This is a genomic window from Labilibacter marinus, from assembly GCF_001659685.2.
Taxonomy (GTDB): domain Bacteria; phylum Bacteroidota; class Bacteroidia; order Bacteroidales; family Marinilabiliaceae; genus Saccharicrinis; species Saccharicrinis marinus.
In genome coordinates this window covers 186,023-201,367 of the sequence record NZ_LXYE02000010.1, presented here as the reverse complement: position 1 = coordinate 201,367, position 15,345 = coordinate 186,023, and the positions used below count along the sequence as shown (strand labels likewise).

The 15,345-nt window shown below is 35.7% G+C and carries 12 protein-coding genes; 7 read left to right on the top strand and 5 right to left on the bottom strand.

Annotated elements, in window-relative coordinates; all coding sequences use genetic code 11:
* The 5 genes from A8L32_RS05090 to A8L32_RS05070 form a co-directional block, all read left to right on the top strand.
* A partial coding sequence (locus A8L32_RS05090) for a T9SS type A sorting domain-containing protein (protein WP_066628389.1) occupies positions 1 to 1,921 on the top strand: 1,921 nt, incomplete at its 5' end.
* Between the two features lie 16 nt (positions 1,922 to 1,937).
* On the top strand, positions 1,938 to 2,129 hold the full coding sequence (locus A8L32_RS05085; RefSeq protein WP_066628386.1) for a hypothetical protein: 192 nt from the start codon (positions 1,938 to 1,940) through the stop codon (positions 2,127 to 2,129).
* Between the two features lie 146 nt (positions 2,130 to 2,275).
* Positions 2,276 to 3,685 carry a 23S rRNA (uracil(1939)-C(5))-methyltransferase RlmD gene (gene rlmD, locus A8L32_RS05080; protein ID WP_066628384.1) on the top strand — a complete coding sequence of 470 codons (1,410 nt, stop codon included), beginning with the start codon at positions 2,276 to 2,278 and terminating at the stop codon, positions 3,683 to 3,685.
* A 12-nt stretch (positions 3,686 to 3,697) separates the two neighbouring features.
* On the top strand, positions 3,698 to 4,819 hold the full coding sequence (locus A8L32_RS05075) for a DEAD/DEAH box helicase (protein ID WP_066628382.1): 1,122 nt from the start codon (positions 3,698 to 3,700) through the stop codon (positions 4,817 to 4,819).
* Entirely contained in the window at positions 4,819 to 5,157 is a 339-nt protein-coding gene (locus A8L32_RS05070) for a C-GCAxxG-C-C family (seleno)protein (RefSeq protein ID WP_066628380.1), read from the top strand. The genes A8L32_RS05075 and A8L32_RS05070 overlap by 1 nt, the downstream gene beginning before the upstream one ends.
* Before the next feature lie 98 nt (positions 5,158 to 5,255).
* Here the strand turns inward: A8L32_RS05070 and A8L32_RS05065 are convergent, their stop codons facing one another.
* From A8L32_RS05065 to gpmI, 5 genes are all read right to left on the bottom strand, one after another.
* Entirely contained in the window at positions 5,256 to 7,445 is a 2,190-nt protein-coding gene (locus A8L32_RS05065) for a glutamine synthetase III family protein (protein WP_066628378.1), read from the bottom strand.
* Positions 7,446 to 7,834: 389 nt separating this feature from the next.
* On the bottom strand, positions 7,835 to 9,205 hold the full coding sequence (locus A8L32_RS05060) for a dipeptidase (protein WP_066628375.1): 1,371 nt from the start codon (positions 9,203 to 9,205) through the stop codon (positions 7,835 to 7,837).
* Between the two features lie 122 nt (positions 9,206 to 9,327).
* Complete coding sequence (locus tag A8L32_RS05055) at positions 9,328 to 9,825, bottom strand: protein-tyrosine phosphatase family protein (protein ID WP_066628372.1); 498 nt, start codon at positions 9,823 to 9,825, stop codon at positions 9,328 to 9,330.
* Positions 9,826 to 9,923: 98 nt separating this feature from the next.
* On the bottom strand, positions 9,924 to 10,505 hold the full coding sequence (locus A8L32_RS05050; protein ID WP_066628369.1) for a DUF3109 family protein: 582 nt from the start codon (positions 10,503 to 10,505) through the stop codon (positions 9,924 to 9,926).
* Positions 10,506 to 10,600: 95 nt separating this feature from the next.
* A complete protein-coding gene (gene gpmI / locus A8L32_RS05045; RefSeq protein ID WP_066628367.1) occupies positions 10,601 to 12,130 on the bottom strand; it encodes a 2,3-bisphosphoglycerate-independent phosphoglycerate mutase in 1,530 nt (509 codons plus the stop codon).
* Positions 12,131 to 12,439: 309 nt separating this feature from the next.
* On the opposite strand from gpmI, the gene A8L32_RS05040 reads away from it, so the two are divergent.
* The gene (locus tag A8L32_RS05040; protein ID WP_066628365.1) at positions 12,440 to 13,951 is read left to right on the top strand and encodes a PAS domain-containing hybrid sensor histidine kinase/response regulator; all 1,512 of its coding nucleotides are present in this window, start codon (positions 12,440 to 12,442) and stop codon (positions 13,949 to 13,951) included.
* A gap of 193 nt (positions 13,952 to 14,144) precedes the next feature.
* Positions 14,145 to 14,699: an acetate uptake transporter gene (locus A8L32_RS05035; RefSeq protein WP_066628354.1), complete on the top strand. Its 555-nt coding sequence runs from the start codon at positions 14,145 to 14,147 to the stop codon at positions 14,697 to 14,699.
* Positions 14,700 to 15,345 lie beyond the last annotated feature (646 nt).

Genomic DNA, 15,345 nt, shown 5'->3' with positions numbered 1-15,345 from the left:
AACAACAAATGGAATCATAACAGATCCAACTTTCACTCCTATTAATGAAGCTACAGACATCACTCTCAAACCAACTTTAACCATGGTATTTGATGCGCACACGACAGCTATAATTGAAGAAAATGAAACCATCATAAGCATAGTAGATATTAATAATACATCAAACAAGATTGAATTAAAAACAGGTGGTGGAATTGACACCCAGGACACACGCATTTCTTTCTCTGGTAGTACTATAGCAATAGACCTTTCTAAAGGAAGTGAATCGCTAGTATCAAATACAAATTATGCAGTATACATTAAAGATAACACTATACAAGTAGACGGCGGCCTATATTATAATCAACTTGAAAACCTAACAACTTGGACTTTCACCACAGGAGAATACAGACAATGGGTTGGAACAACTTCTGATTTTAATGAACCAACGAACTGGTTGGGCAACGGAACCAACTACATCATAACAACAAGTGGCCTTAGTCCTATTGTGTCTGAAGACATCGTCACAGATATTATTATCATTAATGCTGGTGCTTCATTAACAATCCCTTCAGGAATAACATTAACTGTTAATGCATCTCTCACAATAGAATCCTCTACAAACTCAAGTATAGGTAACGGAAATTTACTTGAAGAGGGAATATTGAATTCAACAGGAGCAACTATCAATATTGAACAAAATATCGAAAGAGATTTAGAAGGACTTTATATATCTAGCCCTGTTATTGGCGCAACCCAAAATAACTCAAATATTTCATCTGGCATGTACAGACGAAACACTAGTGCCTCAGGATGGGAAGTTCATGGAACAACAGAAGAGCTGGAAGCAGGAATTGGATACCTTGCATATGGATATGCTCACGAAGTTATAAAATTCAACGGTGTACCTAATAGTAGTGATGTAGGTCCACTACCAACCATCAACTCGGCAGATCCTATCAATTATGGATGGAACCTAGTTGGAAACCCCTTCCCTTGTAGTATAGATTGGCTAGATATCATAACAAACAACATGGATGACGAATTCCAAATCTTAAATCAAGACACGGAAATATACGGTGTTTATAATTCAGGAATTGGAGTTAACCTTAATCCAGACCCAGACAAACTAACTCACATACCTTCGTGTCACTCATTCTGGGTTCAGGTAGCTAAAGAACAAACAAATGGTAACATTACAATACCAGCCGAAGCAAGAGTAACCTCAAATTACACATACTTAAAGAGTGCATCTGCAACTCAAAAAACAAAAATTAGATTTTCAGGAATTAACGAAAGTAACATAGAGGACGAGCTATTATTATCATTTAATCCCGATGCTAATGACGGAGATGATGTACGCGATTCTGAAAAACGCTTCTCGTACAACAATAAAATCATACAGCTATACACCATTCACTCAAACAGAAAGTATGTTATTGATTCATATGAGAATTATACTGATGCCAAAACCATTAAACTTGGATACAAAACAGGTATAGCTGGAACATATAAAATTAGATTAAAAGAGTTCGTTAATGATGATGAAGATATCACCATACAGCTAGAAGATCTCACAAATACGGATCCTGCTAAAACAATGAACATCGATGATGAATATAGCTTCACAACAGCAGCTGGTTCTTTTGAAGAGAGATTTTTGATACATATCTTACCATCTGGAACAACCGATATGACAAATACAGATAACGATAACTTACAGATAAATATTCACGCATTTGAATCGTACATCTATATTAAAATCCCTGAACTAACGAAACCTTTATATAAAATATACTCCACCACAGGAAAAATTTTACAAACAGGAACATTAAGTGCAGGCTTTACGAATAAAGTTCTTTCACAAAACGAAGGGATAGTTATTGTTCAGATTATTTCAGATGAAAAAACGACAAGTCAAAAGGTTTTTATAAAAAAATAGTATATTTGCTGTGACTATGGAGAAGAGAATATACACTAGACCTGAGCTTTCTACAACTTCTATTGATAATGAAATTTCTCTTATCATGATGACAGATTGGGAAACACCTCCTGATAAGCCTACGGGGCCACCTTCAGCAACTCAACAGAGTGGGGAATCTAGTCCTACTCAACAGAACAATTTTAACGATAATCCTTTTGGAGAATAAAATACAAAGACCGTCAAATTAATGACGGTCTTTTTTTTATCTTTGCAGCCTGACCGGTACATCCGGAGCAAATCATAAAACACTATTGTCAAGCTAAGTTTATCAACAAACATGCTTGTTTTTTTTACACTTTTAGTTGAGTTATCGTGGGAAGATCCAGAAAAAGAAAACCTCTGTTTGAGGAAGTTGAAATAATAGATGTGGCAGCTGAAGGCAAAGCTCTTGCCAAAATAGAAGATAAGGTACTATTTGTTCAAAATGCAGTTCCTGGAGACATTGTTGATGTTCAAGTAAATAAGAAGAGGAAAAATTATTTTGAAGGGTACGTAACAAAATACCACAAATTATCTGACATACGTGTAGAACCTTTTTGTGAGCATTTTGGAAAATGTGGAGGCTGTAAATGGCAGGCATTACCTTATAGCGAACAACTTAAGTTCAAACAAAACGAAGTGGAGAATAACCTTAAACGATTAGGTAAGGTTGAACTTCCTGAAATTGCCACAATTATTCCTTCTGAAAAAGATCAGTACTACAGAAATAAACTGGAATATACTTTCTCGAACAAGCGATGGCTAGAACCTGAAGAAATGCAAATAGAAGATGGCTCTATTGAACGTTACGGCCTAGGTTTTCACATTCCTCGTATGTTTGACAAGGTGATTGACATCAAAAAATGTTACTTACAAGAAGAACCATCTAATAGTATTCGCTTAGCCATTAGAAAGTATGCATTAGAAAACGAATTAAGTTTTTTTGACATCAGAAATCAAGAAGGTTTTTTAAGAACTCTAATCATTCGAACCACTTCTACAGGAGAGATAATGGTGATTGTTTCTTTTTATCATGAGGATGTTGAAAAACGAGAAGGTTTATTAAATCACCTGAAAGATACATTTCCTGAAATAACTGCATTAATGTATGTTATCAACGAAAAAGGAAATGACACTATTGGCGACCAAGATATCATTTGTTTTAATGGTCGTGAGTTTATTGAAGAAGAAATGGAAGGCCTTAAATTTAGAATTGGTCCTAAATCCTTTTATCAAACCAACTCTGAGCAGGCTTACGAGCTTTATAAAATAACCAGAGACTTTGCTGGACTTACAGGAGATGAGATTGTATATGATTTATATACAGGTACAGGTACCATAGCAAACTTTGTCGCTTCAAAAGCAAAAAAAGTAGTGGGCGTTGAATACGTACCTGAGGCTATTGAAGATGCAAAAATCAACTCAAATAATAATAAGATCACCAATACAAGCTTTTATGCTGGAGACATGAAGGATGTGCTTAATCCTATTTTTATTGAAGAAAATGGCACTCCTGATGTAATGATTGTTGATCCCCCAAGAGCTGGTATGCACGAGGATGTAGTTAAGACTATCTTAAAAACAGATGTTAATAGGATTGTATACGTCAGCTGTAACTCTGCCACTCAGGCCAGAGACTTAAACATCTTAGATGAAAAATATAAGGTAACTAAAGTTCAACCTGTAGATATGTTTCCACATACACATCACGTTGAAAACGTAGTACTTTTAGAACTTAAATAGAACGGAGCAACCATGGAAAATTTTGACCAATTAGGTGTAAGAAGGAAATTTGTTAGTGCCATTAAGGAAATGGGCATTAATACACCCACAGAAATACAAGCTCAGGTAATCCCTTTGCTATTAAAAAGCAATACCGATTTAATTGCTCAAGCACAAACAGGAACAGGAAAAACTGCAGCTTTTGGATTACCTCTATTACACAAAATTGATCCAAAAAGAAAAGAAGTACAAGGATTGATTCTTTGTCCCACAAGGGAACTAGGGCAGCAAATTGCCAAACAGATATTTAAATTCACAAAGCACTCGGACAAGATATTTACAGAAGCTGTTTTTGGAGGTGCTCAGATAGAGCCTCAGATGAGCGCCCTACGTCGACCAACTCACATTGTTGTAGCCACTCCCGGACGTTTAATTGACTTGATAAAAAGAAAAGCTGTTGATTTACGCAAAGTAAGAACTGTTATTTTAGATGAAGCAGATGAGATGTTAAGCATGGGATTCAAAAAGGAATTGGATGAAATACTTAGTTCACTTCCTGCAATTCAAAACAAATGGTTATTCTCAGCAACCATGCCCAATGGAATTAAAAACATTGTTCAAAAACACCTTTCTGCTAAAGCAATAAAAATAGAGGTCAGTAAAAAGAAACAGGTTAATAAGAACATTGACCACCAGTTTTTAATCTGTGAAGAAAAAGAAAAACTTCACGTATTGATTCAAATGCTTAATTCGGATCCTACCGCTAGAGGTGTTGTTTTTTGCAAGACAAAAGCTACAGCTCAAACTCTAGCCAAACAATTACAAGCTAAAAACATTCCTACGGATGCCATTCAAGGTGACTTGAAACAAATTGAGCGTGATAAAGTAATGCGTGCTTTTAAGAATGAGAGTTTAAGAATTTTGGTTGCCACCGACCTAGCAGCCAGAGGCATTGACGTAGAGGGTTTATCTTTTGTAGTGCACTATCAACTTCCAGATAAGGATGAGTATTACACACACCGAAGCGGTAGAACTGCCAGGGCTGGTAACAGAGGAATATCTTTGGCGCTAATCACTTCACCTGAAATTAAACAAATCAGATGGTTTGAAAAAACTTTAGGCATTAGCTTTAAGCAAATTAGAAGATCGAAATAATGAACAAAGGAGAGCTGGCTGAGAAGTTATACCATGGGGAAGAAGGATACAATTGTGCTCAAGCCATTTTTAAAACCTTTCAAAGCGAACTTAAAATTGATGAGCAAACCATCTTAGAAGCTAAAAATAGCGGAAGAGGAAAAGCTGATGGAGGAACCTGTGGTGCACTTTATGCAGCCCTAAAACTAACAACATCTGACGAAGTCAGAAAGAAGCTAGAATCAACCTTTATTAGCAAAGCAGGCAGTACGTTATGCAAAACAATAAGAGCAAACAGAAGACTAAGCTGTAAAGGTTGCGTAAGAGTAGCGGCAGAGACTACCCATCAGAACTTTTAAGTACTTCCTGAATTATTCGTATTTAAATCACCTATATTCTATAAAACACAAAAGGGTCGGCAAATTGCCGACCCTTTCTTATATATCTGTACTTAATACTAGCAGTTAAATAATAACTCACGGTATTTTGGTAACGGCCAGATTTCATCATCAACGATCAACTCTAATTTGTCGATATGGTAACGAATCTTATCTAAATATGGACGAACCTCGATATCATAAGCCTTAGCCTTATCAAATCCATCATCCATTTTGTTACACTTCTTACGAGCATCAATCATTTCTTTTCTCATTGACTTAATAGCCGATGTATGTTCAGAAATTTCTTTGATTAACTCAAGACGAGAACCTGCCATAGTTTTGTACTCGTCATCAGAAAATAAATCTTTTAAGCCTTGTACGTTTTGGATTAATTGAGTTTGATACTTAACCGCAGTTGGAACAATGTGGTTAATAGCAAGATCTCCAAGAACACGAGCTTCGATTTGAATTTTGTAAACGAATTTCTCTAAGTCAACTTCAACACGAGCTTCAAGCTCTTTTTCACTCATGATACCACCATCAACTAATACTTTTTTAGCTGGAGCATCAAGATATGTTGCTAATGACTCAGGTACACTAGTGATGTTAGTCAAGCCACGCTTAGCAGCTTCAACTTGCCATTCATCAGAGTAACCATCACCGTTAAAACGGATAGGCTCACAAGCAATGATATATTTCTTAAGTACTTGGAAGATAGCTTCATCTTTCTTAACACCTGTTTCGATGATAGCGTCAACCTCTACTTTAAATTCTTTTAATTGATCCGCAACTGCAGCACTCAACATAGTTGTTGAAACGGCAGCATTTGAAGCCGAACCTACAGCACGGAACTCAAAACGGTTTCCAGTAAATGCAAACGGAGAAGTACGGTTACGGTCAGTATTATCTAAAATAATTTCAGGAATACGTCCGATACCTAACTTAAGCGCTGTTTTCTCATCTGGAGTCATTTTGTGATCTGGTACCTCAGCAACAATTTTATCTAACATTGCAGAAACTTCAGTTCCTAAGAATGCAGAGATAATTGCAGGAGGAGCCTCATTAGCACCTAAACGGTGACTGTTAGAAGCTGTAAGGATAGATGCACGTAATAAATCCTGATTTTTATATACAGCCATTAATGTGTTAATCACAAAAGTTAAGAACTGTAAGTTTGATTTAGGATTTTTTCCTGGAGCATATAATACAACACCAGTATCAGTACCTAAAGACCAGTTATTGTGCTTACCAGAACCATTGATTCCTGCATATGGCTTTTCGTGAAACAATACACGGAACTTATGACGACCAGCTACACGCTTCATCAAGTCCATCATAACTTGGTTATGATCGTTACCTAAGTTAGCCTCTTCATAAATTGGAGCCAACTCAAACTGAGAAGGAGCTACCTCGTTATGACGAGTTTTAATAGGCATACCTAATTTATGCGCTTCAATTTCAAGCTCAATCATAAATTTAGCTACACGCTCTGGAATAGAACCAAAGTAGTGGTCATCTAATTGTTGATCTTTTGAAGAAGAGTGTCCCATTAAAGTACGACCTGTTAAAGCAAGGTCTGGGCGAGCTTGATAAAGAGCTTCATCAATTAAGAAATACTCTTGCTCCCAACCCATGTTGGTGTGTACTTTAGTAACATTTTTATCAAAATACTGACAAACAGCTGTAGCAGCTTCATCAATAGCAGCTAACGATCTTAATAAAGGAGTTTTATAATCAAGTGCTTCGCCTGTATAAGAAATAAATACAGTAGGAATACATAAAGTAGTACCTACGATAAACGCTGGAGAAGAAGTATCCCAAGCAGTATATCCACGAGCTTCAAATGTTTGACGAATTCCACCATTAGGGAAAGAAGATGCATCTGGCTCTTGCTGAGCTAATAACTTACCTTCAAAGTTTTCGATGATACTTCCATCATCACCATAATCGATAAAACCATCATGCTTTTCAGCTGTTCCATCAGTTAATGGTTGAAACCAGTGCGTGTAGTGGGTAGCACCGTTTTCAATAGCCCATGTCTTCATTCCAGAAGCAACACCATCAGCCTCTTTGCGGTCAATACTTCCACCTTTTTTGCTGGCAGCTTTTACTGCTTTAAAAGCATCTGAAGAAAGATACTTTCTCATCGTGTCTTCGTTGAAAACACTTTGTCCGTAATAATCAGTTACCTTGTTTGATGGTAACGTAACATCTTTAGGTGCTCTTGAAAGCAACTCATTTAATGCTTGAAATCTTAATGTTGCCATAATAGTATAAAATATTTATGTTTTTTCTTTCGAGTTAGCGGCTCAAAAATAAGTAATTCTAAATTAAAACCTCAAAAAAAGATGATTTTTTTCATAATTTTAAGAGTTACTCCACCAAAAGTCCACTTTTCAGCAACAAACAGCAGTTTTTTTACACCAAACCCCTACAATTTTCAACTTTTCATAACTTTATATACCAAAAGACACATCAAGACTGTTTTAATTGAAAGTATTTTCAATATTTAAATAACAATTCGTAAGCTCTCACGGGTAGTTTTGTTTTTATTTTCAGCCTCCATCGAATATTTAACCCAATTCCCAACTAAAACCCAACAAAAAAGCCAGCCTTATTTTAAAGCTGGCTATATATATATTATAAATAAATGATACTACTTTTTCAATTCTACATAGTTCTCGTAAAAATATGGAATTGCTTCAATACCCGTGAAGAATTGCTCTAAAGGATAGTTCTCGTTTGGTGAATGAATAGCATCCGACTCTAAACCAAAACCCATTAGAATGGATTTTACACCCAATATATCTTCGAAAGTAGAAATAATAGGAATAGAACCTCCACTACGAACAGGCACAGGCTTTCGATTAAAGACTGTTTCATAAGCTTTTTCAGCAGCTTGATATTCTGGTAAATCAATCGGACAAACATATCCTTGTCCTCCATGAAGACTTTTCACCTCTACCTTAACACTACCTGGAGCGATTGATTCAAAATGTGTTTTAAATAAATCTGCAATTTTATGATGGTCTTGATTAGGAACTAACCTCGATGAAATTTTAGCATAAGCTTTTGATGGCAATACCGTCTTTGCTCCTTCGCCTGTATATCCTCCCCAGATTCCGCAAATATCAAACGATGGACGAATACCCGTTCTTTCACTCGTAGTATAACCTTTTTCACCAGATAGCTCTTTTACATCCAATGCTTCTTTGTAATTTTCCTCATCAAATGGAGCCTGAGCCATTTTTTGGCGTTCTGCAGGTGTTACCTCAATCACATCATCATAAAAACCAGGAACAGTAATTTTCCCTTCCTCATCCGTCATTTGAGCAATCATCTTGGTCAGTACATTAATTGGATTAGCTACTGCCCCTCCAAATAAACCTGAATGTAAATCGCGGTTTGGTCCAGTAACTTCAACCTCCCAATAAGCCAACCCTCTTAAACCAGTAGTAATAGATGGAATGCCCGGAGCAATCATAGAGGTATCTGAAACCAAAATCACATCACTCTTCAACATCTCTTTATGTTCTTCGCAAAACTGAGGTAGATGAACAGATCCTACTTCTTCTTCCCCTTCAATTAAAAACTTAACGTTACAAGGAAGCTGATTAGTTTTTACCATAAACTCAAAAGCCTTGGCATGCATGAAACTTTGCCCCTTATCATCATCGGCACCTCGGCCAAATATTTTACCATCTTTAATAGTAGGTTCGAAAGGTTTTGAATCCCACAATTCAATCGGATCAACTGGCATTACATCCATATGTGCATAAACCATTACCGTTGGCAACTTAGGATCAATAATCTTTTCTCCATAAGTAATTGGATTGCCTGCCGTTTCAAAAATTTCAGCTTTATCTACTCCCCCATCAACCAATATCTTCTTCCACATTTCTGCAGCTTTGTACATATCAGGCTTATGTGATTCAATACTACTGATAGATGGAATGCGAAGTAAATCGAATAACTCCGCTAAAAATCTATCTTTATTTTCACTTATATATGTCTTTAATCCTTCCATATTCTATTTTATTATCATTTGTAGAAAAACGATACAAGATACAAAAGGTTTATAGGGGAAAGCATGAAGCATATCAGTATTTAGGGTTGGTCTTTCAATACAACACCAATATCAAGTGATTACTACTTAAAGTTTACCACAAAGCTACGTTGAGAATCTCTGCCTGGCGATAATTTTTCTTTGAATGGACTTGTACGCTTTAAATAATCAATGATATCAAAAACATTGTTTGCGTTGGCCATTTTACTATGCATCAAATAGCTTCCTGCCACAGTACCCGTTCTGCCAACTCCTCCAACGCAATGAAAATAAACAGGTTTATCCTGAGCTAAACTATCATCAATAATTTGGGCTATTTCACGCATGGTTTCAACGGTAGGAATTGACGCATCTTCCACTGCTTTTCTATGCATCGTGGCATTTTCCTTTTTTAACCTCTCGTTATAATTAAAAATGGCAGAACCATCTTTTTGCGTTTCATTTTCCTTGGTAAGATTCACAAAGGTTTTAATACCCAATTTTACTAAGGCATCAATATCTTCCTGTGTATTCGGATACCTTCCTGCCAATAACTTACCCGGAATAATCCAATAACTATGTTCAAACGGTAATATATTCATCAGTTTAGATTTTATAATGCACAAAAAAACGGTTTAATAGTTAATTACTCACTACAACTAAACCGTTCTTAATAAATTAATAAGGTAAATGCTTTTTATTAAAGCATACCCTTTTCTTCTAATATCTTTTCTGCTTCCTCCATTTCATGATAAAAAGCTTCTCCGTATTTTCTGATTAAAGGTTCCTTTAAAAATTTATATACAGAAACACCTTCTTTTTCACCTAAAGTACGCGCATCATTACAAATAGGCCAAACATCATAATTCAAGGCCTCTCCCTGACTCAGCTTTTTGGTTCTAATAGGATATAAATGACAAGAAATAGGTTTTCTGAAATCGACCAAGCCTTGCTTCCAAGCCATTTCTATAGCACAATGTACACCACCCTTATTATCGAAGTAAGTATAAACACATTCTTTACCATGAATGATTGGCGTGACTAACTCATCTTCAAAGTCAATAACCGAAGTTCCTTCCTCCTCAATTGTTTTAATAGCTTCTGGTGATAAAAGATGTTTTACCTTAGGGTATATCTTTTCAATCTCCTTGGCCTCATCTTCTTCTAAGGGAGCACCGGAATCACCTTCAACACAACAAACACCATGACATTTAGCTATATTACAAATAAACTTATTTTGGAATAACTCCAGACTTAATATTTTATCATCAATTTGAATCATCTTATACGGCGTAGACTATTTATAAAATTTGGTACAACAGAAAAAAAGCAGCAACCCCAGAAGGATTACTGCTCCATAATTATTGTGAGAAACAATTATTTTAGATCAATTAAGCACTTTCCAGTCATATCAGCTGGTTGCGCAACACCCATTAATTTTAAAATAGATGGAGCTACATCTGCTAACACACCATTATTAACCTCACCATTTTGCTCAGTTACCCAAACAAATGGAACTGGATTAAGTGAGTGTGCAGTATTTGGAGAACCGTCGCTATTCACAGCATTATCAGCATTACCGTGGTCAGCAATAATGATAACCTCGTAATCATTAGCTTTAGCTGCTTCAACAACACCTTCTACACAAGTATCAACTGTAGCAACTGCTTTTTCAATCGCTTCGTAAATACCAGTATGTCCTACCATATCACCGTTAGCAAAGTTTAACGCGATAAAGTCATATTTTTTATCGCTTAATTCTGCAACTACTTTATCTTTTACTTCAAAAGCACTCATTTCAGGTTGTAAATCATAGGTAGCCACCTTTGGAGAGTTTACTAAGATACGATCTTCACCTTCGAATACTTCCTCGCGACCTCCTGAAAAGAAGAAAGTTACGTGAGCATACTTTTCAGTTTCTGCAATTCTCAACTGCTTAAGTCCTGCATTTGCAACTACTTCACCAATAGTATTCTGAACATTTGCTTTATCAAAAAGAATGTGCATGCCTTCAAACTTAGCATCGTAAGGAGTCATTGTACAGTAGTGTAAAGGAATAGTTTTCATTCCTTCTTCTGGCATATCTTGTTGCGTTAACACTTGCGTTAACTCTTTAGCTCTATCATTACGGTAGTTGAAGAATACGATTACATCACCTTCTTCAATTTTACCTACTGGATTTCCTGCAGCATCCACTTTTACAATTGGCTTGATAAACTCATCAGTTACATCAGCATCGTATGAAGCTTGAATAGCAGCAGTTACATCAGTAGTAGACTCTTCGCCTTGACCAGCAACCATAGCATCGTAAGCTATTTTAATACGCTCCCAACGTTTATCACGATCCATTGCATAGTAACGACCAGTTGCAGTAGCTACCTGACCAACAGATTTAGCCATGTGCGCTTCTAACTCAGTCATAAAACCTAAGCCACTCTTAGGGTCAGTATCTCTACCATCCATAAAAGCATGTACAAATACATCTTTTAATCCACTGTTGTTAGCCACATCTAATAAGGCATGAATATGTGCCTGGCTACTATGAACACCACCTTGAGACATTAATCCAAGAAGATGAACTTTTTTATTATTTTCTTTAGCGTATGCGTAAGCTTTTATAAGCTCAGGATTTTCTGCAAGAGAACCATCTTCGCACGCTTTGTTAATTTTTACAAGGTCTTGAAAAACCACTCTACCCGCACCAATGTTAAGGTGACCTACTTCAGAGTTACCCATTTGCCCATCAGGCAAACCAACAAACTCTCCAGAAGCCTCTAACTGAGAAGTTGGATACTTAGCAACTAAGCTATCCCAATAAGGAGTATCAACATTAGAAATTACATCAGATTTTGATTTGTCTCCAAATCCCCATCCATCAAGAATAACAAGAATCGTTTTCTTATCCATGGTTTAATATATTTTGTTTTTATTATAAACTATTTTGACTTATTCTAAATTAAGGCGCAAAAATATCTATTTAAAAGCTAAAAAAAAAGTTTATACTCTTATAGTTAGGTTAAACTAAGCTTATATTTTAACGATTATTTGTGAAATTTTATCTGAACATTAAGTATATTGCTGATTCAAGTGATAAACTGTAAGCTACCTTAGCCATCATATTTTAGTGTTTATTAAGCTTCCTTAAATAAGCTAAACAAATTACTATTGGTTTGAGTTATAGATTTGTGGAGCAATAAGCATATATGCATCATCAACATGGAACAAAACAACGACTATATACAATCTCAGAATAAGTATCTATTACAATCACTGCACGATAGCGAGGATAAGTACAAAATTCTATCTGAAACCATTTTTGAAGGCATCTTTATTACCAAAGATGGTCATTGTATCGAAGCCAGTGAGTATGGGTGTGAAATGTTAGGTTATACACGAGAAGAAATAATCGGTATTTTTTCTCTTGACGTAATAGCTGAAGAACATAAAGAAATTGCCTTAGAAAGACTTCAAAATCCGAGCGATTCTCCTATAGAAGTATCTATGATTAGGAAAGATGGCTCTAAGTTTCAGGCACAGATAAGAGCAAAAACACAGGTTAAAGATGGAGATAACCTAAGAATTGTTGTGATTCGAGATATTTCTGATTTTAAAAAATCGATTAACCGCGTTGTTGAAAGTGAGCATAAATACCGCGCCATTATTGAGAATGCTGCCGATGGAATTTTAATTGGCAACACCAAAGGCGAAATGATTGAAATAAATAATGGCTTTTGCCAGATGACAGGATTTTCGCAAGAGGAGCTACTCAACAAACATATTTCAAGCATTTTTGATCCTGAATCGCTGAAGGAAAGACCGCTACGATTCGACTTAGTTAACGTTGGTCAAAATGTAATTATTGAAAGAGATATTGTGGCTAAAAATGGAGAACTCATCCCCATTGAAATGAACTCTAAACGTCCTGCGGAGGAATATTACCTTGCCGTTGTTAGAGATTTAAGAGAAAGGCACCAAGCGGAGGAAGAATTGAAAAGAAGAAATGAAGAACTGGAGCTGGCGAAAGAAAAAGCGGAGGAAAGTGATCGTCTGAAATCATCTTTTTTGGCTAATATGAGTCATGAGATACGGACTCCAATGAACGGTATCATTGGCTTTGCCGAACTATTAAAAACAGCAAGCCTTACCCCAGATCAACGTCAGGACTACTTAAATGTAATTCTATCGAGCGGACAGCAATTGCTGAATATCATTAATGATGTACTTGAAATTTCGAAGATAGAAACTGGCCAAATAAAAGTTGAATCTGTTCCGTTTGACATATTGAGTATGCTTAGGGAAATCATCACATTTTTTACGCCAGTAGCCGAAAGAAGCAACAATAAAATCACCTTAAACACTTCTAAATGTAATTTTGCCATACTGAGTGGCGATCCTGCTAAAATTCAGCAAGTATTAACCAACCTTATCAACAACAGTTTAAAGTTTACCGAATCAGGTGAGGTAGAAATTGGTGTAATTACCTACTCTTCTGAAACACAATTTTACGTTAGAGATACAGGCATTGGTATTCCTGATCAATATATGCATACTATATTCGATCGCTTTACGCAAGCTCAGCACGACGGCGTAAACAAGCAAAAAGGTACTGGCCTCGGGTTATCTATCTGCAAAAAACTAGTCGATATCATGAATGGTTCCATCTGGGTAGAATCTGAAGTTGGCAAAGGTTCTACCTTTTATTTTGAGGTTCCGTATTTGATTTACTAAGCAACATACCTAGCGCCGACTTCGCAATCACAAAACCATTCCCAATGGTGTCTTTGAATGCATCATCCTTTATAATAAAGGGGAAGATAAGATAATGTGTTCTTGTAATTTCAACATAATTTAAGCAAATAAATTTGTCTGCTTCAATACCATAGCTTACTTTTGCGGGCTGAAATATTAAATATCACACAAAATGAAAAACGGAAACCCCGCGGTAGTTGGTTTAGCAGGATTTGGCTTAACAACTCTTTTATTACAATTCCATAACCTAGGATGGATGGGAATTGGACCTGTATTAGCTATGGGAATTATCTTTGGAGGACTTGCACAAATGATTGCTGGATTCCAAGAGCAAAAAATGGGTAACAACTTTGGTTACAGCGCCTTTGTAGGATACGGTTCTTTCTGGATTGGTTTAGGAATTATCTGGCTAATCAATCACTTTGGCATCTACAAAGCTTCCCATACTGATGTTGGCTTTTTCTTAGTAGCATGGACACTTTACACTGTTATTTTATTCATTGCTTCTTTCAGAGTTCACACAGCTATGACTTTTACTTTTGCTACTTTATTAATTGGATTTATCCTTTTAGATTTAGCTCACTTCGGATTTCCGCAATTAACTAAAGCTGCTGCATGGGATTTAATTATCTGCGCAGGTGCTGCTTGGTATATGATGGCTGGAATCATCATTAACGATTTAGCTGGAAAAACTGTTTTACCAATGGGTAAAAGAATTATAGAATAGTTTTTACACTATAAGATATATAGGTTTACTGACCTACCATTAAAGCTGCTAAATGTACTAGCAGCTTTTTTTGTACCCTAATGTGTATACTTTTCAACTCCGACTAAACAATAACAGCATCATTTACTGTACTAAAGCCACAAAGGCTTCCGTTTTGACCCGAAACAAGTCCTTCCTTTTTCTTCAGTAAAAAAGGAAGCAAAAAATCCGTTGGCTAATGCCGAGAATAAACAATAAAGACCTATCATTTATGGGAAAATATCTAGAGTGCGATTAATTTAAAAAGAAAATACGACTACTTTAAGATAAAAGCGTATGTATTTATCCAAGAAGAATGATCTCATTATTAAAATTTATAAGCTATTATTACTATTATTTATCTCCATAACTAAATGAATTTATAGAGATTTAAATAATAGTAATTGTATGTACTTACACTAAATTCATATTATAACCACACTACTTCTGCTTATCAATAATGCTTTTCTTATTTTCTGATGTATTCCTACAATTATATAATAGATTAATCATTTTATTTTATAGATACCTACTTTAATAATATAGAATACTACTTTCTAGATTAAGATACCTACTATTAACTTTACTCTAACATCATTTATATTACAGATAAAATCATTTATATTTT

Excerpts from the sequence above, each read along its gene's own strand:
- A8L32_RS05050 (WP_066628369.1), bottom strand. The coding sequence starts at position 10,505 with ATGATTCAAATTGATGATAAAATATTAAGTCTGGAGTTATTCCAAAAT.
- gpmI (WP_066628367.1), bottom strand. The coding sequence starts at position 12,130 with ATGGATAAGAAAACGATTCTTGTTATTCTTGATGGATGGGGATTTGGA.
- A8L32_RS05085 (WP_066628386.1), top strand. The coding sequence starts at position 1,938 with ATGGAGAAGAGAATATACACTAGACCTGAGCTTTCTACAACTTCTATT.
- A8L32_RS05065 (WP_066628378.1), bottom strand. The coding sequence starts at position 7,445 with ATGGCAACATTAAGATTTCAAGCATTAAATGAGTTGCTTTCAAGAGCA.
- A8L32_RS05055 (WP_066628372.1), bottom strand. The coding sequence starts at position 9,825 with ATGAATATATTACCGTTTGAACATAGTTATTGGATTATTCCGGGTAAG.
- A8L32_RS05035 (WP_066628354.1), top strand. The coding sequence starts at position 14,145 with ATGAAAAACGGAAACCCCGCGGTAGTTGGTTTAGCAGGATTTGGCTTA.
- A8L32_RS05070 (WP_066628380.1), top strand. The coding sequence starts at position 4,819 with ATGAACAAAGGAGAGCTGGCTGAGAAGTTATACCATGGGGAAGAAGGA.
- A8L32_RS05060 (WP_066628375.1), bottom strand. The coding sequence starts at position 9,205 with ATGGAAGGATTAAAGACATATATAAGTGAAAATAAAGATAGATTTTTA.
- A8L32_RS05040 (WP_066628365.1), top strand. The coding sequence starts at position 12,440 with ATGGAACAAAACAACGACTATATACAATCTCAGAATAAGTATCTATTA.
- A8L32_RS05075 (WP_066628382.1), top strand. The coding sequence starts at position 3,698 with ATGGAAAATTTTGACCAATTAGGTGTAAGAAGGAAATTTGTTAGTGCC.